Genomic DNA, 23908 nt, shown 5'->3' on the forward strand with positions numbered 1-23908 from the left:
ATCTCCTAGGGTGAGGTGAGTGGGTTCAGATAAGCGAGCTCAGCCCGTCGGGCAGGTTCACGTGCATGAGCAAATTCAGCGTTGACTGGGCTTTTTGTACGCCTGAGCGGGCTATGATTTCGCCGGGGTCGAGCTTTTCGAGGAGGTCGGCGGCGCTATCAGCGAGTTTTCCGAGTAGGTTATCTACTACGGAGGCGGCGGCTTGGATTTCCTGCGCTTTGGCAGTGAGGTCGTTGGCGAGTTCTTCACCAGCGGCGGCAATCATGGCAGCGGCACCTTCGGCTTGTTCAGCTTGGTTGCGGACTTTTTCGCGGTGTTCTTGGAGTTGTCGCCGGTAGGCGCGTCCGGCTTCGGATACCCAGTGGTTGCCGTTGAGTTCGTTGGCGTGTTGGTGTGCGATGCGGATTTCTTGGGCTTCGGTGCGCATCCTGTGGGAGAGTTCTGCGCCTTTGGCTCGGGCGAGCGCGGCGGCAGCCATGAGCTGAGTGGCGAGGGTGTGGCCGGCTGCGGTGCCGATGCCCATGTGTCCTGCTGCGCGGAGGATATCGGTTGGTTCGATCCGGGGCAGTTGGAGTACGGGAGGTGGTGCGGTGTCGACGATGGCGTTCATGGTGTGTCCTTTCGCGGCGGGTTTGTTTTAGGCTAAATCTGCCGCGGTGACCGTGCAGGCTGAGTACGCTAACCTGTGGATAACTCAGGCATGTTTCAAAAATTCGCACATTTTGCGCCTTCAAAACCCGAAAAATGCCCCTTCCGCCGCACCTCGATTTGTCATATTTCTGCAACTAACCGAACCGCCCATCACGTCTATGTACTCTGCCCACCTCTTTTTTTCGGCGGATTCGTGCAAAAATAGAGTTATGTCTCACATCAATAACACCTTTTTGCCTTCTGGCCGTATCGACCTGGGCACCGGCGACCTTGCGCTGGGCCCTCTGGATGGACGCTACGCATCCGCCACCGCACCCCTGACCAACTACCTTTCTGAGGCCGCTCTGAACCGCGATCGCATTCACGTTGAGGTTGAGTGGTTCATCTACCTGTGCGAGCATTCGATTCTTCCGGGCCTGTCCCCGCTCACCGGTAAGCAGAAGAATGGTCTGCGCGCGATTGTCACTGATTTTGATGCTGATTCTGTCGCTGAGCTGGCAGAGATTGAGGCAGTCACCGTTCACGATGTGAAAGCTGTCGAGTACTACATTGGCCGCCGTCTGGAGGGTCTGGGTCTGGGGCACCTGGTGCCGCTGGTTCACTTCGGTTGCACCTCCGAGGACATTAACAACCTCGCCTACGCGCTGGGCATCAAGGATGCTGTTGAGAACGTGTGGGTTCCTGCCGCTGAGAACCTGATTGAGGTGCTGCTTAAGCTGGCTGAGGAAGGCCGCAACGTGCCGATGCTGTGCCGTACTCACGGTCAGCCTGCAACTCCCTCCACCCTGGGTAAGGAGCTGGGCGTGCTCGCGTACCGTCTGAAGCGCCAGGTGAAGCACGTTGCTGCAACCGAGTTCCTGGGCAAGATTAATGGTGCGACCGGCACCTACGCTGCTCACTATGCGTCGGTTCCTGACGCTGATTGGCAGGATGTTTCTCGTGGTTTTGTGGAGCACCTGGGCCTGACCTGGAACCCGCTGACCACCCAGATCGAGTCACACGACTGGCAGGCTGAGCTATACTCGGATATCGCTCATTTCAACCGCGTGCTGCACAACCTCTGCACCGATGTGTGGAGCTACATTTCGATTGGTTTCTTCCGCCAGATTCCGGTGGCTGGTGCAACCGGTTCGTCGACCATGCCGCACAAGGTGAACCCGATTCGCTTTGAGAATGCGGAGGCTAACCTGGAGCTCTCCAACGCTCTGCTGGATTCGCTGGGTTCGACCCTGGTGACTTCTCGTTGGCAGCGTGACCTGACGGACTCCTCAGCACAGCGCAATATTGGTGTGGCATTTGGTCACTCGGTGCTGGCTATCTCCAATGTGGTGAAGGGTCTTGAGCGTCTGGATATTGCAACCGAGGTTATTTCGGCTGATCTGGATGCGAATTGGGAAGTCCTGGCTGAGGCGATCCAGATGGTGATGCGTGCTGAGGCTATCGCGGGTGTTCCCGGCATGGAGAACCCGTATGAGCGCCTGAAGGAGCTGACTCGCGGCCACCGCGTGGATGCCGCTCGCCTGACGGAGTTCGTGGCTACGTTGGGCCTCTCTCCCGAAGCTGAGGCACGTCTGTCGGCTCTGACTCCGCACACTTATAACGGTATTGCGGCTCAGCTGCTGGATCACGCGAAGAACGCTTAGTCCGTAGCGAAGGATTAAAAACTGAAGACCCCGGTTCCCTTAGGGATCCGGGGTCTTCAGTGTACTGGGTCTTTGCTTTGTTCTGCTGGCCAGCGGGTTTAGCGGCCGAGCATGCGGCGGCGGCCGGTTTCGGTATCGTGATCCTTGCCGCGGGTGAAGACCTTGCCAGCTACCTTACCTGCGTCCTTGACGCCTTTGAGCAGGTAGCCAGCCACGCCGGTTGAGGTGTCTTCGGAGCTATCCTGCACACGGGGTGCACGTGGGGTAATCATGAGCTCTGAGGGGAAGTACGCGGGTGCATTGCCGAAAGCACGGCGGGTGTTGCGTACAACGTCCTTGCCAAGCGCCAGGTTTGCGCCGCCGCCAACGACTGCGCCCACGCCGAAGGGTAGGGCACGGCCGAGCAGTGCGCCGGTCTGGCGGATGAGGAATCGGCGGATGAACAGGTTGCGGATGGTGCGTTCGACGCTGAACATCTTGCCGCTGGAGGAGTTGCCAAGCAGCATGCCCCATTTGTTGGAGACGCCGCTTGCTTTACCAGTTTGCAGCAGCACAGTATTCATGAGCTGGGAGCCTTCTTCACCGAGCATGATTGCCATGACCATGGAGCGGGCGGTTTCGGCGTCGCGTACGTGCACGCCGTGCAGTTCTGCGACGGCCTGGGCGTAGAGTGCAGTGCGTTCGAGATAACCGCCGACTGCTAGCGCGGACAGGCTCATGGAGGTGACGGTACCGACGCCGGGCACGAATGCGGATGCGCCGGTGACGCCACCGATGGCGGTGATGTCACGCAGGTAGGTGCGGTCGAGTCGCTTGTGGATTTGTTCGGGGGTTTCGTCGGGGTGCGCTTCACGCAGTTTTTTGACGATGGACAGCGCGAGCGGTCGTTGCATACGCAGTACGTTGTCGAGGGTGGTGGTTAGCGCGGGACGGGGGTTACCGTCTTTATCAAATAGAGACTTCTTCGGGTCAAGCATGCTCTCAGTAAATCATGGCTTGGTGAATATTTCCTGAATATGGGGCCTGTGGTGGGGTGTAGGGATGAAATTTCACCGAGGGCGTGTGTTTTTTTGACCGCTTGTTAAGGTGTTTTGGTCTCTATTTGCGTCGGATTTTAAAGCGCGTAAAATTGTCGTAGATTACACACTATTCATTGTTTGCATAGTGCGTGACCTGTTTCACGGAGATTTGGGTCGCGCCTGATAACAGATAGCGACTGACACCTCTTCTGAACTAATAAGGATTGCTATGACTTCTTCCACCCATACGCCCAATGCTGCGCGTTCTCCCCTGGCGACTCAGGGGCTGGGTGTTGCGTACGCGACCGGCGCGATTATTTCCGCGCAGTTCGGTGCGGCTCTCGCCAAGCAGCTGATGGGCGATTTGGGTCCCTGGGGCGTGGTGGCTCTGCGCCTGCTGACTTCTTCTGTCCTCCTGTGGGCGTTCTTCCGTCCACAGATTCGTTCGTGGACCCGCCAACAGTGGATGACGGTCATTGTCCTTGGTATCGCCCTGACCGGTGCAAATGCGTTCTTCTATGTGGCGATTGAGCAGGTTCCGCTGGCGATTGCGGTGGCAATTGAGTTCATGGGCCCGCTGGTTCTGGCGACGGTTATGTCGCGCCGCAAGCTGGACCTGGTGTGGATTGCGTTGTCCTTTACGGGCATGGCGATTCTGACGGCCGAGTCCCAGGCTAAGCCTGAAGATTTCGCCCTGATGGGCGTGTTTTTCTCGGTCCTGACCGCTGTTTCTCGTGCCGCCTATATTCTGGCGACGGAGAAGGTGGGCGCGCTCATCCCGGGCATGGGTGGCATGGTCATGGGTAACGTTGTCTCTACCCTACTGGTTATGCCCTTCCCATTCTTGATTAGCGGCAATAACCTGCTGAAGGTTACCCAGGATGTGAACCTGCTAGCTATTGGCTGCGTGATGGGTCTGCTGGCTTCTGCTCTGCCGGCGCTGGGTGAGGTTTCTTCCCTGCGTCTGCTCCCTGCACACATTTACAGTGTTGTACTGTCCCTGGAGCCTGCAATTGCGGCAGCTGTGGGTATTGTGATGCTTGGTGAGGCGACCGGTCTGGTTCGTTGGGCTGCTATTGCTCTGCTGGTGGCTGCGAGTATCGGCATTTCAATTTCTCACGCTCGTGCGCAAAAGAAGGCGCAGGAGGAGGGTACTTTCGAGGATTCCGATCGATACCTGCCCGGTGCGGTGGATGCACACGCAGTGGATATTGCACAGATGGCAACCAGTTCCATTACACTCCCATCAGCCAGCCAGATTAAGGCTGACCGTGAGACAAAGGGCCTCTAACCTGCTGAGATTTTGAGCGTATCAACGGTTTCTAGCACCCCCGGGTAACGAGTGGAATAGTATCTCGTGCTGCCCGGGGGTGCACTCTTTATCTGCTTAACTGGGCTGGTCAGGTTCGTGCCCCCGCCCAAATCGATACCTCACCTGTACACCTTAAGAGATACACCGCCTCCTTCGAAGACGCAGGAAGGAGAATCATGCCGCATACTTCATCTCAACGCCCCGCTCTGGGCGTCATATTTGTGTTGATATCCTGCTTGTCACTGCAATTCGGTGCCACGTTCGCGATGACGCTCTTTCCGCTGTTTGGCGCGCTGGCTATTACCGTCAGCCGCCTGACGATTGCTTCCATTGTGGTGGGTAGCGCCGTGTGGTTGGCGGCGCATTGACATACCCGCCGCGGCGGCGAAACGCCGCCGGGTACGCTGTCCTGGTCGAAGGAGCAGTGGCGTGCCGTCATCATTTTCGGTCTGATGAATGGCTTCTTCTATTGCGGCGATTGCCGGTTGGGCGCTGCTGAATCAGAAGACCGGCCCGATTCGTTGGGTGCCGATTTTCCTGCTGATGACCGCGAGCATAGGCATTACGCTCACCACCACGAAGGGTAGTTCTCCTCCACAGAAGGGTGACGGCAAGGACCCCGTTCCCATGCCGCTACCTGAGTAAAAACCAAAATTCCGCCGGCGCGCGGCGTATAGAAAAACCCCTATAGAAAACTCATAGAGAAAACCGTTGAGGCGGGTACCTAGCTAGGTACCCGCCTCAACGGTTTTGTATGTTCGGTTTAGCTCTTATCCAGTTGTTCCAGCAGGTCGCGCAGCTCATCGGTGGTGAGCACCTCCGCCGGATGCGGGCCCAGGGCGTACAGCCGGTCTTGGGTGTCCTCGTCCAGCTTACGGGAGGTACCAACCAGCACAAGGTTGCCCTCGTTCTGCCCGCTGATCATGGAGCTTTCGCACAGACACCACACGTGATCGAAGACTTCCAGCATGGCGATTGCCTGCAGCTGGAAGAAGGGCAGACCCGCATCGTCACCCACGTTGATGGCAACCATACCGCGCTCACTCAGGGCGTCCTTGAGTTCGCGGTAGAAGTCGCGGTTCGTCAGGTGGGCGGGCGCGTCCATGCCGGTGAAGATATCGAGGATAATCGCATCGAAGCCGGGCACGCCCAGCAGTTCGAGCAGGTTTGCCAGCTGCTCGCGGGCGTCACCGACCACCAGCTGGCAGTCGGTACCTGCGGGTAGCGGCAGGCGATCCGTCACGAAGCCCATGAGCTCGGGCTCAATATCCACGGCAATCTGGCGGGAGCCGGGGCGGGTCGCCTGAATATAACGCACAAGGGTGAGCGCACCGGCGCCCAGGTGGGCGGCAGTGATGGGTTCACCGGCAGGTGCAAGCACATCCACAGTGTTTGCGATGCGGCGCAGGTACTCGTAGAACACGTAGTCGGGGTTCTGCACATCCACGTGGGACTGCTCGGCGCCACCGATTTCGAGGACGTATCCGTGGTCGCTGAACCCGTCGGGGTGGATTTCGGCGCGCTGACCACCAGAGAGCTGAATATGTGCCACTACTTCACGCCAGCTTCACGTTTGAAGGTGCTGACCAGGTCATCCACCGAGGAGGAGGAGTCCAGTCCTTCAACGACCTTATCGTTCACGGCGAAGGTGGGGGTGCCCTTCACACCAATCTTCACTGCGTGCTCGTAGTCGCGCTGAACGGGCTTGACGGTGTTGGAGTCGAGCAGAGCCTTGTCGAATTCTTCGGTATTCAGGCCCAGTTCCTTGGCGTAGTCATTGAAGAGGGTGCGCAGCTTATCGCGTTCTTTGATGTTCTTCCAGTCGTTCTGGGCGGCGAAGAGCTTGTTCGCCATTTCAACGTGCTTACCCTGCGCCTCGGCGGCCTCCACGACGAGCGCTGCGGGTACGGCGTTGGCGTGCATGTTCAGCGGCATGTGACGCACGGTCACGTTCAGCACACCGTCAAGCTTCTTGGCGGCTTCTTCAAACTTAGGTTCTGCCTTAGCGCAGTAGGGGCACTGGTAGTCGGTGTACAGGGTTGCGGTGCCTGCGCCGGGTACTTCGCGATTGAGGCGGTAGCCGACGTAGCCGTCATCGGCGGTTGCCGAAGCAGTAGCCGAGGGGTCAGCAGATGCCAAAGCACTCGCGGATGCGCTCGCCGAGGTAGCGGCGGTGCTTGCAGATGCGCTCGCCGAACCACTCGCAGACGCCGATGCGGAGGATTGGGAGGAGCTGGAACCGCATGCGCTCAGTCCCAGTGCGGCGGCGGGCACTACGCCCAGCAGCAGGGTACGACGGTTGAGGGGTGAAGTCATGGGGGTTCCTCTCTCTACGGGTGGCGGGCTGGCCTATGGGTAATCAATCTGTGGTTGATGTGCACTGTGAAGTGCTGTCGGCCGCCGTGGGTATAGGCTTTATTGTATGCCCCTGCCCTGAACTTTCCCTATCTTCGGGCGGGTTTGCGGAGTGAATGCAGTGCACACCATAGCCGCTCTGCCGCCTGCTCTCAGCTGCGGGCCCGGTGCTGAAAGTAATTAGCCTCTCCCCCGCCTTTTTTGGTACTATTGCGGGGTATGCACTGTTCGCCGGTTGCTTTCGGGCAGTTGAGAACGGAAGCATATGCGCCTCTATAGCTCAGGGGTAGAGCATTTCCCTCGTAAAGAAAAGGTCGTGGGTTCAAATCCCACTGGAGGCTCCACATCCGCCGTAACGCATGCCGGTTTCCGGTATGTTGCGGCGGTTTTTAGCATCTGAGAGATGTTGTTTTCTCGAAGATGTCACCGTCGAACTTTAGGAGATTCTCATGTCTTCTCGATCCACATCCACTAAGCGCCAGAGGGGCCGCCCGCAGGCAGGTCGCACCTCCGCTGGCTCTGCACGCCCAATGAGCCCGACTACACGTTTTACTCTGGTGTATGTGTTGGCGCTGGTCGTTTCTCTGGCAGTGTGGTTCTTCTACCGCTCCGTGTATGAGAATGACACCACGTTCATGGTACCGATTGTGATTTCTTTGGTGACTTCGTACGTGTGCGCTCATGCGCTGACGGGCGGCAAATCACCCCGCAACTAGGCTACTGACCGGCAGCCCGCCAGACTGTAGCCTCGTGAGGTTTTAGGCAGACAAAAGCCGCGCTTCCGATTCCCCTTTCAGAGCTCGGATGCGCGGCTTTTTATGCGTATACTTTACGCCAGCACCTTACTTGGAGGCACGCTGGAAGTCGCTGTCGGTCTTGCCCCACAGGCCGTACACCTTGGCGAGTTCCTTGACCTTCTTTGCACGCAGGTAACGCGGCAGGTAGGATCCATCGCGGGGGCCGTCGAGGGGCACGTCTAGCATCTGGTGTGCTTCTTCGATCTCGATCTCGCTGGGGGAGAACGCCGCGTTGATGGTCTCCGCCTGGCGGATATCCAAGGTGATCTTACCGGTCATGCCGTGGTCGTTCGCGTAGCCGCATGCCTTGGAGAGGTCGCCACCGTACGCGCCGAGGGTCGGGCCGTCAATGGGGCCGGGAAGACCACCCAGAGTGGAGGCAATCACCAGCTGCGAACGCACGTAGGCCAGTGCCATGGGGGTTGCGGAAGAACCGGTATCGCGGCGGTAGTCACCCGCACCGAATGCGAGGCGGAAGGTACCGATAGCGCGGGCAATATCCACCGAATGGTGCACGCCGAGTGCGGACTCAATCAGCGCAATAATAGGGGTACCGGCGGGCAGTTCGGCAGCAGTGCGGTCGATGTCGGTGGCGTGCTCTGCGGTGGCGAGCATGACGCCTCGCAGACCTTTCACGTTCTTGAGAGCCTTGACGTCCTTCCACCAGTGTTCGGTGGTGATGGCGTTGATTCGCACCCATGCGACCACACCGGAGTTGAGCATACGAACGACCTGTTCTCGGGCTGCGTCCTTCTCTTCGGCGGGGCAACCGTCTTCCAGGTCGATAATGATGGAGTCAGCCTCGGATTTGAAGGCCTCTTCAAAAACTTCTTCGGTTGAGTTGGCGCGCACTAGGAGCCAGGAGCGTGAGAGGCTGGGGCGCAGCTGACGCGCACGCTCATTGCGATGGAATTCAAACATGGTGTGTGACTTCTTCCGTGAATTGTATATACATTGGATTGTGCCGTAGAGGGACAGGAAAAAGTCTGCGGTTCTTCCGCGCGTACCATCGCATTGTGTCGCCACCTCCATTATGACGGAACCGCATAAGAAGTGTCCTACACCTCTTCTTTAAGCCTATCGTCTGCTGAGGTGCACATCAAACTAACTCACCTGTTGATCGCAATTTAGGCCCTGTGTTATGCCTCAACCAGTTGGGTGCGGCCGACGGGGATTCCGTCATCAAAGGTCAGCTCGCCAGCAGCTTCCTTCTGGGCACGCTGAATCAGGCGTTCCGCATCCTCAATGTGCTGGATGACGGTTTCTACGCGGCGGTGCACGCTCACCTGGCGGTCGCATGCACTCGCACAATTGCCGAAGCAGCGTGCCATGGCGAGCGCTTCGGCGCAGAGGGCCACGGCATTACCAGCTTTGGATAGGGCGCGATTTAGGTCGGAGTAGGTGCCGAATGGGGAGGCGGGAATATCGCCGTCGCTGGGGGCGAGGCGGTGCGCTTCCATAACGACGGCACGCACGCGCGGGATGAGGTCGGCGAGAGCGTTTGCGTCCGGCACAATGAGTTCAATCATGGAGGTGGACGAATCGGTTGCCGCTAGGCGTTCGAGGACCTGGTGGAAGCGGTCAATGCCGCGAATGAACCGGTCGTGGGATCGGCGCCAGATGCCTTTGCCGAGTTCGGCGTCGTCGCGGCGCGATTGCAGGTAGCTTTTAAGTCCCATATGTCCTCCTCTGCGTGGTGTGTGTGCCGTGTTTGTTGGTCAGTGGAGGCTGCTAACGATGGGCCCTGCAGCGATCCGCAAACCTCCTTATACTTAGGTTACCCTAAATCTCTTTTAGTGACGAGCTGTCAGCAGTCAGCTGATTATTTCGAACCCAGATTTTCATCTCTCCCCTCACGCGACACTCCCCGCGGCACCGACCTGAAACGGCACCGGGGGGAGCACAGCGGCTTCTAGACCATGCGCAGTACAATCTTGCCGCAATGCTGACCCGAGTCGAAGTATTCGTGGGCGGCAGCCGCCTCCTCCACATCGAAAATACGATCCAGGCCCACGCCAACCCTGCCGGATTCAATCAACGGCAGCACGTGTTCGCGTACACCGCGCAGAATCTCAGCCTTCTGCTGATCCGAACGAGTGCGCAGGCTCGTGGCGTGCACCGACAGGCGGCGGGTGAGCATGTAACCCAGATTAACTTCTGCTTTAGCGCCACCCATGAGACCGATAATGCACAGGTACCCACCGTCGGCTAGGGTGTGCAGGTTATCATCCAGGTACTTCCCACCCACCACATCGAGGATATAATCGGCGCCGCGTCCGCCGGTTTCAGCCAACAGAACTTCACAGAACGAATATTCGGTATAAATGATCGGTTCAGCACCTAGTGAGCGCACATATTCTGCTTTTTCCTCGGTACTTACGGTCGCAAACACACGGGTACCCGCGGCGAGCGCCAGCTGAATAGCGTGCACACCGATACCGCCGGTGCCGCCGTGAATGAGCACCACCGCGGGTTCGCCGTCTTCCTTAAGGTTTTCGGCGGGGTTCATGCTCATACCGCAGGTGAGCACCAGGTTCGAGTAGACAGTTGCCGCGACTTCGGGAATACCGGCGGCTTCGGCGAAGCTCAGCTGTTCGGGTACGGGCAACACGTGGTCGATTGGTACGGTCACGTAGTCGGCGTAGCCGCCTCCAGTGAGTAGCGCCATGACTGACGTTCCGCGATTCTCAACTGAGACGCCATCACCAACAGCTTCAATCACACCTGCCACTTCGAGGCCGTAGATCGCACTCGCACCGGCGGGCGGCGGGTAGAATCCACGGCGTTGCAGGGCGTCGGCGCGGTTGATTCCAGCAGCGTGAATGCGGATGAGAACTTCGTGGGATTGGGGTACGGGGGTGGGGACTTCGCTGATTGCCAGAACCTCAGGTCCACCGTGACTGTTCTCAATAATTGCTCTCATGGGTCCTCCTCATTGCCGGAAGCACCATCATTGGTGCGCGATTTACAGAAAGCTTATCTCATGAGATAATCTCGTAGTGCCCTGCGGCACGGTATTGCCATAAGATGCCGGTCTCTGGCGCATATGGATGGTTGTCCGAGCGGCCGAAGGAGCTGGTCTTGAAAACCAGTAGGCGGTAACCCCGTCTCAAGGGTTCAAATCCCTTACCATCCGCGTTTTAGCTTCTGCTCCAGTGTGGACATCAAGAGCCCCGCTCCTCACATTGAGGAACGGGGCTCTTTACATACCTTCCAGTGAGGGCGGAAGTTTTTAGAAGAATGCCAGGGTGCTAGCCAGCTCAACAAAGTGGCTGGACGAGGAAGAAGCAGCACCTGCAATACCGATAAGCCCCAGCAGTACAAAACCTCCAAGGAAAAGCAAGTACAGACCACCAATAACTGCGTTAATCCAGCTCATGATGCGACCAGCCGAAGCAGCCGCGCCGTAGCGCTCTGCCTCGTTCGCCTTGAAGATACCAATAACACCCAGGATCAAGGAGGGCAGACCGAACGACCACCAGCTGACGATGAAGTTGCAAACCAGGCCGATAATGCCCAGCACCATGGAGGTCTGAGCAGCCTTCTCACCCGCGAGCTGTTCAGGGGTCTTCTGAACAATGCCGACGGGGACCATCAGGGGCTGGCCGTACTGGCCAGGCTGCTGGTACTGCTGCTGGCCATACTGGCCGTTCTGAGCGTTCTGCTGGTTCAGGTTGCCGTATTCCGGGTTGTAGTCGTAGAAGTTAGAGTCCTGCGGATTCTGGGACATATGGTCCTTCTTTCGCGTGAATGGTATGCATTAAACCTAATTCACCCTAACCTATCGATGAGGTAGGTACAAACAAATTCGTCATTCTAGAGATATATGTACCATAATGCACAAACTAGAAAACTGACGAGGCACACAAAAGCCCACGTACACATGGAGTACACGCAGGCTCCCTCAAATCATAAGGTTACAGTGGGTAGCTTCAACCCTAGGACTTTACAAGAATCCTCAGAGCAATCAGCAACACAATGCCGACGGCACCCAGAATAGTACCGGCAATAGCCATACCGCGATTCTTCAACTCAGGGTTGTTCATAGCCAGGCGGCCGGTCACAATAGCCACAGCACCAAGGATGTAACCAAAGAGGAACAAGCTCACAATACCGCTCACCAAAGAAACAATCGACAGAGTCTTTGCCTTCTTCGCCTGAGCCTGCTGCTCAGGGCTCTGAACGGGCACACCGTAAGGTGCCTGCTGATTGAACTGGGGTGCCTGCTGGCTAAACTGGGGGTTCTGGTTGAACTGGGGCTGGGGGTTGTTGGGGTTTTCAGACATGATTTCTCATTTCGTTGAGTACATAAGACAACTCTGGCAACGCTGTATGGAAAAATCACACGCCAGAGACGTCCTCCATTTATCGGTCGGACAGCAGCAGTCTATCGAAGATGCATATAAGCCTCAAAGCCTACAATCCATAGTCCGCCCTATAGAGCAACACACACTCAGAAATATCCCCCAAAGCATGGGTCAAATTGACCAAGCGCAAAACAGCCTATATTCTTATAGGGATGCGCTCACGAGCGCACCGTGGAGACGTGCCAGAGCGGCCGAATGGACTTCACTGCTAATGAAGGGTCGGGGTTAAACTCGACCGGGGGTTCAAATCCCCCCGTCTCCGCCGCAAAAGCCCCGTACCAACCGGTACGGGGCTTTTACTTTACCCTTTCAGGCACGAAACCTAGAAGCTCTTGAAGTCCACGAGGCGCGCATCCGCGCCATCAAGTAGAGCCCACTCCCCCAGCACCTCAAACACCGCGATGGAAGAGGGCGGGAAACCGTAGTACACATCCATGGACGCATTCAGGTCAGAATCCGGGCTCATCAAACGCTGCGCTGCATCCTGCACACCGGGCAGATGCGACACCATCATCAGAGAATGAACATTCTCCGAAACGCTGTTAATGCGCGCAATAATACGGGACGCAGACACCTCATACAGCCCCTCATCCAAATGAGCGGTAGGCGCCTTCGCCCCCAAACCATCCGAAACCCAAGTCGTCGTCTGTCGAGTACGCAATGCCGATGACGACACAATCTGCTCCGGAATATAACCGCGAGAAGCCAACCAAGCACCAGCGGCGGCAGCCTGCTCATGACCGCGCTTCGTCAGCGGACGATCAAAATCATTCAGACCCCAATCAGCCTCCGCATGGCGCATAATAATCAGACGCTTAACCTCGCGGCGGTGCGAGCCAGATGCAGTGTTGGAAGAATTTTCAGCCATACACCCATTCTAGCTAGAGGGCACCGGAACGTCCCGTACGCCGCTACAGCACGCGCACTAACACCCACAAGGTGGGCACAAGTAAACCCCGGCGCGCCGGCATCACGCCAGCACACCGGGGTGCACGCTAAAAACTAAATCGAGTATTCCGGAGCAGCCCAGACGACAACCTCGGGGTGCTCAAAGAAACGGTAACCCTGGCCGCGCACCGTACGCACGGTACCCGACAGGCGACCCAGCTTCGAACGCAGACGACGGATATGCACGTCAATCGTACGCTCATGCGGATGCTCATCGCCCGAACTCCATAGGGCCTTCAGCAGCTCCTCACGACCCACGGTGCGGGATGAGTTCTCCACCAGGTGTGCCAGCAACTCGAATTCCTTGAAGGTCAGCATGAGCGGCTCACCGTCCAGGAACACCTCGCGGCGCGCCAAATCAATCAATACACCCGAGGAGTGGCTATTCGTAGCCTCTGCCTCGCGGGCGGCATTTGCCTCCGGATGCATATACATTGCGGTCGGATCGCCCAACGCGTTACGCACCACCTCAAGGTCGCTACCCTCAGCGTTCACCGGAGCCAACGCCACGGCGGCATACGACTCCGACTCGGGAGCCAGATGGTGTGCATAAGTACGCAAATCCTGAACGATACGCACCAGGGAGGTGCCGTTCGCGGCAGCAAGTTCTTCGTTCAAACCCACGTAGAGCACGAAGCCGCGTGCCTCATTTTCCTGAGCCTGCCTATGGGCAGAATCACTGGCTGAAAAGGTCATCGGACGCAACGTTGCGGCCTGCACAGCGGGGCGCTGGGGCTGCACGACCTGACGCTTAGCGGCACGACCGCGCTGGGAGATGTGGACATATCCAGGTACAGCACCTGACATGGTTCAACCTTCTCTCAAAGTCTGTGTACGGGATCCCAGTCGTACGTGGTGTGGGGTGCGCCGGAAGCGACGCAGAGTCAAACAGTCCCCAATACCTGTTCGAGTCTCAATCCTCTTACTTAATATTTCTCCTATTTGACGGATAAATCAAGCGGATTCAACATAGTGGATTCATCTTTATGGGTGAGAAGAGTACAATATCTTTCCCCCATTTTGGGAGGTTTCAGGAACCGCCTGAAGCTTTCAGTATTTTTCCCTTATAAATATTCACAGCTTCTTTTATCTACTGGTATCACTCTGTATTTTCATGTGAGGCTGTGAATATACTTGAAGTTTTAATACACCCCTCTAGTGCTCCATTGTGTTCCTCGTCATATAATAGCAGGGGTGTCTCAAAACCCCACGCCGACCCCCTAGCAGTGCCATCGCCGCCCAAGCCCCGGACGCATTAGACACGCACCGCCACCCTGCGGCACTCAACCACCCAAACACCCATAAGACATAGCGAAGCGCCTCCACACATACATATGCAGAGGCGCCCTATTCACATCACGTGAATTATACTGAAAGACTACTCAGCCAGACCGTACAGGCGATCACCAGCATCGCCCAGACCCGGAATAATGTACGCTTTCTCGTTCAGACGCTCATCACGAGCAGCCAAGAACAGATCAACATTCTCCATACCAGCAACGCCCTTCTCCAGAGCAGCAATGCCCTCAGGAGCGGCAATCAAGCATACACAGGTCACAGACTCAGCACCACGCTTGCGCAGGAACTTAATAGCCTCAATCAAAGTGCCACCGGTAGCCAACATCGGATCCAACAGGTACACCTGACGGCCAGTCAAATCCTCAGGCAGACGCTCCGCATACGTCACAATGTCTAGGGTCTCCTCATTACGAGCCATACCCAGGAAACCCACCTCAGCGGTCGGAACCATGCGAGTCATACCCTCCAGCATACCCAAACCAGCACGCAGAATCGGAACAACCAGCGGCCTAGGATCAGCAATACGAACACCGGTAGTGGTCGCCACCGGAGTCACAACCTCAATCTCTTCCACGCGGATCTCGCGAGTCGCCTCATAGGCGAGAAGGGTCACCAGCTCATCAACCAGCTGACGGAAAATCGGGGACGGAGTGTTCTTATCACGCAGAACACTAATCTTGTGAGAGACCAGCGGGTGGTCAAGAATCTTAATACGCATAATACGATTCTACCCACCCCCAAATCAGCAATCATCGGTAAAGCCCCCGAAGTGGCACACACCCCATAAACCAGAGCAAAATACCGCCATATAGACACTCACCAACGCCACCCCAGAACAAGCCAGACATGCAAAAAAACCCGCCGAGACAAATCTCGACGGGTTTTCGTTGGTGCGGTGGTGGAGGGATTTGAACCCCCGTTGGCTTTTACACCAAACATCATTTCGAGTGATGCACCTTCGGCCGCTCGGACACACCACCAACAGTGGAAAACTATAGCACACCCCCCAACAGGAGGGCAAGAAAAACCGCGTACGGCAGCCGGGTGTCGCCCTCTTCACGGTCCCTTTCACCGTGCCCTTTTCGACACCCGACACCGAAGTCCCGGCTACATCTGCAGACCCAACAGGTCTGCCTAATGACGGATATACCCATCTACAACTAGCATGACAGCACGCGTTGCATCCTCAGCATTGCGCTCCGCCTGATGCACTTCACGATCCATAGCAAGCATATAAATCGCGCCGAACATAGAGATCGCAATCGCACGAGGATTCTGAGCGGTATCAACCGTATAGCGGCGAGCCACAGCCTCCGTCATCTCCTCCAAATAATTCAGAAGATCCAAACGGTTATCGCTCATTGCCTCAGTCCAACCATCCGCGCCCTTCCACGCCTCCGCAAGCCACATCCGAGTAAAACCCGGACGGTCCTCAAGATACTGGAAAGCGGCACGAATAGCACTCCGCAACGCCTCACGCGGATCAGAATGAACCGACGCCGCACGACGCGCATCGCTCAGCAGCAACTGCGTGCCGTACTGAACAAGCTGATCCACCATGGTCTTCTTAGAACCGAAATTGTAATACACGGTCCCCTTAGAAACACCCGCCCGGGCCGCCACCTCTTCAACAGTGGCGTACTCAAGCCCCTTCTGGGTCATAATCTCCATAGCAGCATTGAACAACTTCAACTGAGTTCTAGCAGTACGGCCGGGACGACGACTTGCAGCTTCAGCGACTGGGCGCTGCAACATCAGAAGTCCTCCCTCCCTTTTTGCAGATATACCTCTATTTTATTAGACAGTATTCCGCTGCGCGAGCTAACAAGGCGCCTTATACCTCAATCTCCGGGGCGAGCTTCTTCAACGACCACGTACGATCACGGCGGGTACCAAGGTAACCCAACACCAGACCAGCCAAACCCCACAGCGTCAAAACCAGCATAATGCCCCACAGGCTCGACTCATTAATGCCATACGCCAGACGACGCGTACCCGTCACCGCATAACCCATCGGGAAGAAATCATGCATCCAACGAATCGAATCAGGCAGAGTCTCATACGGCATCGTTCCGCCCGCAGTAATCAACTGCAGAATCAGAATGACCAAGGCCACCAACTTACCCGGCGCACCCAAAATCACCGTCAGACCATGAATGAAGCCAGTAAAGACCAAAGCCACATAGCAGAGGAACAGCCATACCAGCCACGGATGAGCCATCTCAAAGCCCAAACCAAACTTAATCACCGCAAACATCAAAGTCGCCTGCGCAATACCCACCAAGCCAAACGGCATCCAGCTACCGAGCATCACACGAATCGACGGAGCATGCGAAGCCAGCGCACGGTTATTCATCACACGCAACGTCTGAACCAGCATCAAGCCGCCAATCCACAACGCCAAGCACATGAAGAACGGGCCCATGCCCTCACCATAGTTACGGCCCGACGCCAGCGACTCCTGCGACAAAGTCACAGGGTTCGACATCGTATCCGCAACCTTCGCCTGATCAGTCGGCGCAAGGCTCGGAACCTGCTTAGCACCAGAAGCCAGGCCGCTCTCCAGCGACGAAGTACCATCCTTCAACTCGGAAGCACCATCATTCAGCTGAGTAGAACCATCAGACAGCTTCGCCGTACCGTTAGAAAGCTGCGACGCACCATCCTTCAGCTCATTCGCACCATCAGCCAACTTCTGCTGACCCTCAACCGCAGACTGCTCCTTCTGCGCCAAAGTACCGCTACCATCCTTCAGCTCGGCAGTACCGCTCTTCAAAGAATCAGTACCCTCCTTCAGCTCAGAAGCACCACCAGACAAAGTCGCAGAACCACTCGCAAGGCTCGAAGCACCCGAAGCAATCTTGGAATTACCATCAGCCAGGCTCGCCGAACCCGACGCCAACGAGGACGCGCCAGCATCCACACGAGCAGCACCCTCAGCCAGCGACGAAGCGCCCTTCGCCAGCGACGAAGCACCAGAATCCAGCGAATCCACGCCAGTCACCAAAGTTTGAATCTTCACCGCAGTCGACGACGAACCATCAGAAATACAATGGCTCGACTTCAATGCGCCCAACTTTGACAGGGCATCAGCAGCGGCAGCATCACGAGTAGCCAGGTGCGACTGCAGAGCCTTCTGATTTAGCTCAGCAACCTCATTCTTCGTCTCCTCAGAATCAACAGCAGACACCAGCTGATCAGCCTGCTCCTGAGTCAACGTACCCGCCTCAACCAGCGGAGTCACCTGAGTACGTACCTTCTGCGCACTCGCAGACACCACAGTATTCGACAAATCACGACCAAAATCGCCGCTACCGGCAGAAGTATCCGTCTCATGCAGGTGCATGCACATCGTGTTCAACTCGGCCGGCAACTCACGAATACCCGCCTGATCTATGCCGGCACGCAACTGATGAATACCAGACGCCAAATCATTCGCGCCCTTCGCCACCGAAGCCGAACCACTCTTCAAGCTCGCAGTACCCTCAACAAGGGTAGCCGAACCATCCTTCAACTTCTCCGCACCATCAGAAGCAGACGCCGCAGCCGAAGCCAAAGTTGACGAACCATCCTTCAAACTCGAAGCACCATCAGCAAGCTTCGCAGCACCAGAATCCAGCTTCTCGGCACCCGAATCCAAAGTCGAAACACCATCAGCAAGCTTCGCAGCACCCTCCGCCAACTGCTTCTGACCATCCAACAACTGGGACTGACCATCAGCCAAGGAGGAAGTACCGTCCTTCAGCTTCACGGCACCATCATTCACCGTGGCAGTGCCGTCCTTCAGCTGAGTGATAGCATCCGCCAGCTTCACCGTGCCGCTATTCACCTTCGACGCACCATCAGCAGCCTCACCCATCTTCGAATGAATAGTCGTGAAGCTAGCCAACAGCGAATTCGCCGTAGAATTACCGACCTTCTCAGCCACCGAATCACGCACCGCAGTGCCCGCCTTCGTGACAATATTCGTCAGCACATAGTTGTTCGCGTCATTCGTAATGACCTCAATACCCGCCGAACGCGCATCAATAGTGCCCGTCTTGCCGTCAGCATCAGGCTTGAACGAACCGGCACTCTGCAAATTACGGGAGAAGTCCTTCGGAATCACCATCGCAAAGTCATAGGTGCCGTTCTCCACGCCCTCAACAGCCTCAGTGCGAGTCTGCACCTGACGCCAATCAAACGTGCCAGCGTCTAGAAGGTTCTTCTTCACGTCCGCACCGGTATTCACCTGCTGACCCTCAGAATCCGTCGCGCCTTCATCCTCAACCACCAAGGCACCCACAATGCCATTCACATGGCCGTAAGCATCCCAGTTGCCGTACAGGTACAGGGCGCCGTACAGCAGCGGAATACAGGACATCGCGATGAGCACCAGAACCGGCAAAACACCGCTGGTCAGGCGCTTCAGCTCAACGAGTGCAACACGCAGAACAGTCATTCTTACTCCTTCTCAGCGTTTTCGCCATGTTCGGGGGATTCATTGGAGGGTTCAATCTCGCCCTCAACAAGAGCCGACACGTTTTCCTCAGGGGCACGACCGACCACCGCACGCGCACCATGCCAGGACTCAGAAATATGCGGAACAACAGCCACCACAGTGCGAGGGTGACCCTCATCGGCGGCAAGCTCCTCCAGGTACGGAAGCCACATGTACGTGTGGTTCAGGTGACGGGAAGGAGTATCAAAAACCAGCAAATCAGAGGGGCTATGCTGCGCCAAAGCAGCCATCAGCTCAACATTCATCTCGCCGCTGATCTCATCCATCCACAGGCCGTCCAGGTCCTCAAGACCGCGCTCGGCCAACCAGCGGCTCGCACGGGAACGACCAAAAATCGGCAGGTTATAGGAGAGCATCTCCGACACATAATCGTGTACGCGCATATGTTGCTCAGGAGCGGTCACATCAGGAGAGTCCACCACGCTGCTGAGAGCACGCAGACGCTTCATCGAAATACGGCGAGGGTCATCATCGCCTTCGCTCCAGCTAATCGTTCCGCCGGACAGGGGAAGGCGACCAGTCAGCGCCAACGAGAGAGAGGTACGCTCCAACTGGCTATCCGCCTGAACAATAATGACTTCACCCTCGCCCACTGAGAAGGTGGTGCGGTCAAAAAGCGGAGTGTGGCGCCCTTTCGCCCAAATATTGTCAACGCTTAACACGGTTAGATCCCCTCAGAGAATGGATGGTTTAGGTGAGTTTCTGGAAGTCATCCGCGGGCACCGCGCGGGGTGTTGGACGTTAGGCGCGGACAGCGCGGAGGCTCCAATGCCTATATCCTATATATGGTAGACCCGGTTATGTGTGATGTGGTGGGCTTTTCTTGAAAAACAGGGGTTATTTTTGAAATTTTTGAAGTATTTTTCAAATAAATGGGGCTTTTCGTACAAATAACGCGAAAAGCCACGCAATCTCTACGCGACTTTTCGCGTTATACAAACCATCTTTTAGGGGTAAAGCTTAGGGAACGTCAGGGGCGGCGTTCCTTAAAGAAGTCCACCATCAGCTGCGCACACTCATCAGCACGCACCCCCGCATACACCTCGGGAACCGGCGCAACCTTGCCGTCACGCAGTACATCGTAACGACTGCCAGCAGCCCCCGTCTTCTCCTCCCAGGCTCCAAAAACCACCGTCGAAACGCGCGACGCGAGGATCGTGCCGGCACACATCAGGCACGGCTCAACTGTCACGACGAGCGTACACCCGTCCAGGCGCCACTGACCACGATGTGCCGCCGCCTGACGAATCGCGTTCACCTCCGCATGGGCACTGGGGTCATGCTCCCGCTCGCGGGTATTGCCTGCCGAACCAATAATGACACCCTGCTCATCCACCACCACAGCACCGATAGGGATCTCACCACGCTCACCTGCGGCGACACCCTCGGCGAGGGCGCGGAGCATCCACTCGCTATGTTCGGCGCGAGCGGGAATATCGCTGAGCACGGCGGAAGAACCGTCTGTAACCGTCAATTTTGAATATTCCGAATATGACATACAACCTCGTCGGGGAATAAATAAACGATAATGGGCGCAACTAATGGGTAGCAGCCAAAGAGAAAGGATAAACAGCAGAAGCACCCACCAGCCGCAGCTCACGCGCTACAACCGTAAACACCCACCGCGAATCCACCACATCAGAAACCAGTAGAACAGGGCACCGATGCTCACGCACATAGTCCAGAACCTCTACAGGCACCCGGTACGAGCGCAGCACATCCGCACAACGGAACGCACTATTACCGCCAAAGAAACGCGGCTCCCCCACCAAAGATACCTGGCCCAAATCCACCAGGCGACCCACCGACGCAAGGCCCCTACCCAGAGACTGAGCCAAACGAGGACGCACCGGCGAAGGCAGAGTCAACACCGCCACCGGACGACCCGCCTCAGGCCACTCCCAAGCGGCAAGCACCTTCACGCAGGCGTGACCCAGCTCGGCAGGGACCTCAGAATCAACCGGCTCACCCAGCTCATTCGTCGCCAGAAGCTCACGTAGACGAGTACCGTACCCCATATCGCTCAGGCGCGCCAAAGCGTAACCGGATTCAGCCTGCTCGTCCTTAGACAAACGACCGCGCGGCGCATCCGCACCCATCAGCTGATCCAGCCCGCTCGGCCACATACGGCGCGGTTGCAGGGGCACACCCACCGTATTAAAGCTGCTCTGTGCCACCTGCTGCGCCTCAGTGGGGACTTCAACCGGGTACCAGGGGCCTGCACACACATCGCAACGACCGCAAGCAACAGCGGAAGCATCATCAAGCTGCCGGGCCAGGAAAACCATACGGCACTGACTAGTGCGTTCATAGTCGAGCATGGCGTTCTGCTCCACCACACGCGCCTGCACCACCGCCGCATAACGGGCACTATCGTACTGCCACGGCGAAGAGGTTCGACGCCAATAGTTGCCTTCCTTCACGGCGGCACCCTCAACGTCCAGCACCTTCAGCAGAAGCTCCAGGGTGGAGCGACGCAACTGAACGCGCGCCTCCAACGCGGTAATGCTCAACCCCTTCGGGGATTGGGCAAGGGCATCCAAAACAGCCAATGCTTGCTCCTCATCAGGCATAGAGGCGCTCGCAAAGTACTCCCAAATGGCGCGGTCTTCACGACCGGGCAGAAGCAGAACATCAGCGTTAACGGCACCTCGTCCGGCGCGGCCAATGTGCTGGTAGTAGCTCACCGCAGACGACGGCGCACCCAGGTGCACAACAAAACCCAAATCAGGCTTATCAAAACCCATACCGAGGGCACTTGTCGCCACAAGAGCCTTCACCCGGTTCTCCTTGAGTGCCTGCTCTGCAACCAGCCGCTCATCCGGGTCAGTCTTACCGGTATAGGCGAGCACCTCGTGGCCACTGGCACGCAGGGCGTTTGCGGTATCTTCTGCCGCAGAGACAGTCAGCGTGTAAATAATGCCCGAACCGGGCAGGCTGCTCAGGTGCGTGAGCAGCCAGCCGATGCGTTGCGCCTCATCGGGCAGGGTCAGGACGCCCAGGCGCAGGGACTCGCGGGACAGCGGACCCCGCAGCACATGCACGGGTACGGTGGTATCAGTGCTGAGCTGTTCGGCAATATCGCGGCTAACACGGTCATTCGCGGTTGCGGTAGTCGCCAGCGCTGGCACACCCGCCGGCAGAGATCTAATGAGCGAACCTATACGGCGGTAATCGGGGCGGAAGTCATGGCCCCAGTCAGAAATACAGTGCGCCTCATCAATAACGAGCAGACCCAGGCGCGGCAACAGGTACGGTAGCCACTGCTCACGGAACGCCAGATTGTTAAGGCGCTCGGGGCCCACCAGGAGCACGTCGAGCTCGTTAGCTTCGAGGCGGGTACGAATCTCATCCCATTCGGTGACGTTCGCGGAGTTCACCATAGCGGCGCGCACCCCCGCACGGGATGCCGCCCCAACCTGATCACGCATGAGGGATAGCAGCGGGGAGACAATAAGCGCCGGACCCATACCGCGGGCACGCAAGAGCAGGGAAGAAATGAAGTAGACCGCAGACTTACCCCAGCCAGTACGCTGCACGACGAGGGTGCGGGCCCGATCGGCTACGAGGGCTCGAATCGCCTCGTACTGTCCCTCGTGGAACTCAGCATCGGCGACACCGGTGAGGCGGCGCAACACTTCGCGGGCTTCAGCGTGTAGGGAATCGGTGGGGCTGGAAGCTGGCTGCTGGGGATTCATGTTCTCTCCAACGGTGGGTGGTTGGGTCAATCGCTACGCCGCGACGCGCCGTGCTCTCTTCCCATCATGTCACACCCCGCATCCCCTAGCCTGGCGGACGGTCACTACCTAGGGAGGCGTGCGAGCACCGCATCACCTCCTGTGGTTTCGGTTCCGCCGGCCCGGAGATTTTACACCTCACTCACCCATACATCCGGCGTAAATGCCGGTAGAATTGTGCCAGTAATACACAGCCTCCGCATAGTTTTGCACAATGTTCGCCATAGGTACGCTTTCTATGCTGGTGTTACTCCGCCGCCGATCCGTGCGTGCGGTCCACTCACAGTTCAGGATTTTTCATGACTTTTCTTGCCACCGCTTTGGCGCATCTTCCGGTTGCGCTCTTGGGCCTCGACCTTGAGCAGTTCCTGCTCGATACCGGCCCATGGGTTCTGGTAGTTTCGGCAATTATCGTATTTATTGAGTCCGGTGTTCTTTTCCCGATTCTTCCGGGTGACTCCCTGATTTTTGCTCTGGGTATGCTGCATGAGCAGATGGGCCTGTCCCTGTGGGTGGCGTTCCCGGTCCTGGTGCTGGTTGCTATTGCTGGCGCTGAGGTTGGCTACCAGATTGGTGCCCGTTACGGCCGTAAGATCTTCAAGGATGACGCGAAGATTCTGAGCACCAAGAACCTGCACACTACTGAGGAGTTCTTCCAGAAGCGCGGTAGTTTGGCTTTGGTTCTAGGTCGTTTCGTGCCGATTGTTCGTACTTTTGTGTCTCTTGCGGCTGGTATTTCTTCGTACGACCGTAAGAAGTTCCACCTGTGGAATGTTGTTGGCGCGGTTGCGTGGATTGGTTTGATTGGTCTGGCGGGTGTGCTGCTAGGCGGTATCCCGTTCGTACACAACAACATTGAGTACATTGCTGTGATTATTGTGGCGGTTTCTGTGGTGCCGGTTATTATCGAGTACCTGCGTGGCCGTTCAAAGGCGAAGCAGGAATCTGCTGAGTAATACGTGAGTCCTTCTCGGCTGCTGAGTCGGGGATGAGAAAAGGTGGGGATACCGTCTGGTATCCCCGCCCTTTCATGCTCTGAACCTTTTGGTGGTCGTGGCTTACTCGGGGTGCTGTCGCCGGGTGCGTTGTCCACTGCTGCATTATTGTCTACCGTACTACTGGGGGCAACGTTATGGAGGCGGCGTTACTCTCTACCGTGCTGTTTTCAGCCTGGTCGGAGGGTTGCAGCACGCTGTATTCGGAAAGCGTGTACTCCGGATTATTCTTATTCAAGGACTGCTTCGGGGTACGTTCTGTTATGCGCTTCCTTCCTCACGTA

General features: G+C 57.0%; 22 protein-coding genes and 4 tRNA genes. 8 read left to right on the forward strand and 18 right to left on the reverse strand.

From position 1 onward, the window contains the following. Positions 1-25: 25 nt before the first annotated feature. Positions 26-610: an ABC transporter substrate-binding protein gene (locus tag QFX05_RS03625; RefSeq protein ID WP_279741002.1), complete on the reverse strand. Its 585-nt coding sequence runs from the start codon at positions 608-610 to the stop codon at positions 26-28. Between the two features lie 250 nt (positions 611-860). On the opposite strand from QFX05_RS03625, the gene purB reads away from it, so the two are divergent. After that, positions 861-2294, forward strand: a complete 1434-nt coding sequence (purB, locus tag QFX05_RS03630) for an adenylosuccinate lyase (protein WP_279741004.1) — start codon at positions 861-863, stop codon at positions 2292-2294. Positions 2295-2392: 98 nt separating this feature from the next. On the opposite strand, the gene QFX05_RS03635 is transcribed toward purB, so the two are convergent. Next, a complete protein-coding gene (locus QFX05_RS03635; protein ID WP_279741006.1) occupies positions 2393-3271 on the reverse strand; it encodes a di- and tripeptidase in 879 nt (292 codons plus the stop codon). 271 nt (positions 3272-3542) lie between these two features. Between QFX05_RS03635 and QFX05_RS03640 the strand changes: the two genes are divergently transcribed. Beyond that, on the forward strand, positions 3543-4604 hold the full coding sequence (locus QFX05_RS03640; RefSeq protein WP_279741008.1) for an EamA family transporter: 1062 nt from the start codon (positions 3543-3545) through the stop codon (positions 4602-4604). 477 nt (positions 4605-5081) lie between these two features. After that, entirely contained in the window at positions 5082-5270 is a 189-nt protein-coding gene (locus QFX05_RS03645) for a hypothetical protein (RefSeq protein ID WP_279741010.1), read from the forward strand. A 118-nt stretch (positions 5271-5388) separates the two neighbouring features. Here QFX05_RS03645 and QFX05_RS03650 read toward each other — a convergent pair whose 3' ends face one another. Both QFX05_RS03650 and QFX05_RS03655 read right to left on the reverse strand, forming a co-directional pair. Then, the gene (locus QFX05_RS03650) at positions 5389-6177 is read right to left on the reverse strand and encodes a spermidine synthase (protein ID WP_279741012.1); all 789 of its coding nucleotides are present in this window, start codon (positions 6175-6177) and stop codon (positions 5389-5391) included. Next, positions 6177-6941, reverse strand: coding sequence for a DsbA family protein (locus QFX05_RS03655; RefSeq protein WP_279741014.1), 765 nt, complete (start codon positions 6939-6941; stop codon positions 6177-6179). Before QFX05_RS03655 ends, QFX05_RS03650 begins: the two co-directional genes overlap by 1 nt. Before the next feature lie 308 nt (positions 6942-7249). On the opposite strand from QFX05_RS03655, the gene QFX05_RS03660 reads away from it, so the two are divergent. Next, positions 7250-7324, forward strand: a tRNA-Thr gene (locus tag QFX05_RS03660). A 105-nt stretch (positions 7325-7429) separates the two neighbouring features. Next, complete coding sequence (locus QFX05_RS03665; protein WP_279741015.1) at positions 7430-7696, forward strand: hypothetical protein; 267 nt, start codon at positions 7430-7432, stop codon at positions 7694-7696. Between the two features lie 126 nt (positions 7697-7822). Here the strand turns inward: QFX05_RS03665 and QFX05_RS03670 are convergent, their stop codons facing one another. From QFX05_RS03670 to QFX05_RS03680, 3 genes are all read right to left on the reverse strand, one after another. Further along, positions 7823-8698: an HpcH/HpaI aldolase/citrate lyase family protein gene (locus QFX05_RS03670; protein WP_279741016.1), complete on the reverse strand. Its 876-nt coding sequence runs from the start codon at positions 8696-8698 to the stop codon at positions 7823-7825. A 218-nt stretch (positions 8699-8916) separates the two neighbouring features. Continuing rightward, positions 8917-9456 carry a dehydrogenase gene (locus QFX05_RS03675; protein ID WP_279741018.1) on the reverse strand — a complete coding sequence of 180 codons (540 nt, stop codon included), beginning with the start codon at positions 9454-9456 and terminating at the stop codon, positions 8917-8919. 233 nt (positions 9457-9689) lie between these two features. Next, positions 9690-10700, reverse strand: coding sequence for an NAD(P)H-quinone oxidoreductase (locus QFX05_RS03680; RefSeq protein ID WP_279741020.1), 1011 nt, complete (start codon positions 10698-10700; stop codon positions 9690-9692). A 125-nt stretch (positions 10701-10825) separates the two neighbouring features. Here QFX05_RS03680 and QFX05_RS03685 point away from each other — a divergent pair. Beyond that, positions 10826-10913, forward strand: a tRNA-Ser gene (locus QFX05_RS03685). 96 nt (positions 10914-11009) lie between these two features. On the opposite strand, the gene QFX05_RS03690 is transcribed toward QFX05_RS03685, so the two are convergent. Next, complete coding sequence (locus tag QFX05_RS03690) at positions 11010-11507, reverse strand: DUF4190 domain-containing protein (RefSeq protein WP_279741021.1); 498 nt, start codon at positions 11505-11507, stop codon at positions 11010-11012. Between the two features lie 208 nt (positions 11508-11715). After that, entirely contained in the window at positions 11716-12063 is a 348-nt protein-coding gene (locus tag QFX05_RS03695; protein WP_279741023.1) for a DUF4190 domain-containing protein, read from the reverse strand. A 254-nt stretch (positions 12064-12317) separates the two neighbouring features. On the opposite strand from QFX05_RS03695, the gene QFX05_RS03700 reads away from it, so the two are divergent. Beyond that, positions 12318-12406, forward strand: a tRNA-Ser gene (locus QFX05_RS03700). 60 nt (positions 12407-12466) lie between these two features. On the opposite strand, the gene QFX05_RS03705 is transcribed toward QFX05_RS03700, so the two are convergent. The 9 genes from QFX05_RS03705 to QFX05_RS03745 all read right to left on the reverse strand — a co-directional run bounded on the left by QFX05_RS03705 (position 12467) and on the right by QFX05_RS03745 (position 22590). Next, positions 12467-13012 carry a SixA phosphatase family protein gene (locus QFX05_RS03705; RefSeq protein ID WP_279741025.1) on the reverse strand — a complete coding sequence of 182 codons (546 nt, stop codon included), beginning with the start codon at positions 13010-13012 and terminating at the stop codon, positions 12467-12469. A gap of 134 nt (positions 13013-13146) precedes the next feature. Further along, positions 13147-13899, reverse strand: coding sequence for a winged helix-turn-helix domain-containing protein (locus QFX05_RS03710; protein ID WP_279741026.1), 753 nt, complete (start codon positions 13897-13899; stop codon positions 13147-13149). Between the two features lie 571 nt (positions 13900-14470). Further along, positions 14471-15109, reverse strand: coding sequence for a uracil phosphoribosyltransferase (upp, locus tag QFX05_RS03715; RefSeq protein WP_279741028.1), 639 nt, complete (start codon positions 15107-15109; stop codon positions 14471-14473). A 175-nt stretch (positions 15110-15284) separates the two neighbouring features. Then, positions 15285-15371, reverse strand: a tRNA-Ser gene (locus QFX05_RS03720). Between the two features lie 154 nt (positions 15372-15525). Further along, positions 15526-16146: a TetR/AcrR family transcriptional regulator gene (locus QFX05_RS03725; protein WP_279741030.1), complete on the reverse strand. Its 621-nt coding sequence runs from the start codon at positions 16144-16146 to the stop codon at positions 15526-15528. 79 nt (positions 16147-16225) lie between these two features. Continuing rightward, the gene (locus QFX05_RS03730) at positions 16226-18832 is read right to left on the reverse strand and encodes a YhgE/Pip domain-containing protein (protein WP_279741031.1); all 2607 of its coding nucleotides are present in this window, start codon (positions 18830-18832) and stop codon (positions 16226-16228) included. Between the two features lie 2 nt (positions 18833-18834). Further along, entirely contained in the window at positions 18835-19554 is a 720-nt protein-coding gene (locus QFX05_RS03735; protein ID WP_279741032.1) for an ABC transporter ATP-binding protein, read from the reverse strand. Between the two features lie 308 nt (positions 19555-19862). Further along, the gene (locus QFX05_RS03740; RefSeq protein ID WP_279741033.1) at positions 19863-20390 is read right to left on the reverse strand and encodes a nucleoside deaminase; all 528 of its coding nucleotides are present in this window, start codon (positions 20388-20390) and stop codon (positions 19863-19865) included. A gap of 40 nt (positions 20391-20430) precedes the next feature. After that, positions 20431-22590: a RecQ family ATP-dependent DNA helicase gene (locus QFX05_RS03745; RefSeq protein ID WP_279741035.1), complete on the reverse strand. Its 2160-nt coding sequence runs from the start codon at positions 22588-22590 to the stop codon at positions 20431-20433. A gap of 338 nt (positions 22591-22928) precedes the next feature. Here QFX05_RS03745 and QFX05_RS03750 point away from each other — a divergent pair, with 338 nt between their 5' ends. Next, positions 22929-23585: a DedA family protein gene (locus tag QFX05_RS03750; protein WP_254756501.1), complete on the forward strand. Its 657-nt coding sequence runs from the start codon at positions 22929-22931 to the stop codon at positions 23583-23585. Positions 23586-23908: the final 323 nt, after the last annotated feature.

The sequence above is a fragment of the Rothia similimucilaginosa genome (genome assembly GCF_029850875.1).
In the GTDB taxonomy this organism is placed as follows: domain Bacteria; phylum Actinomycetota; class Actinomycetes; order Actinomycetales; family Micrococcaceae; genus Rothia.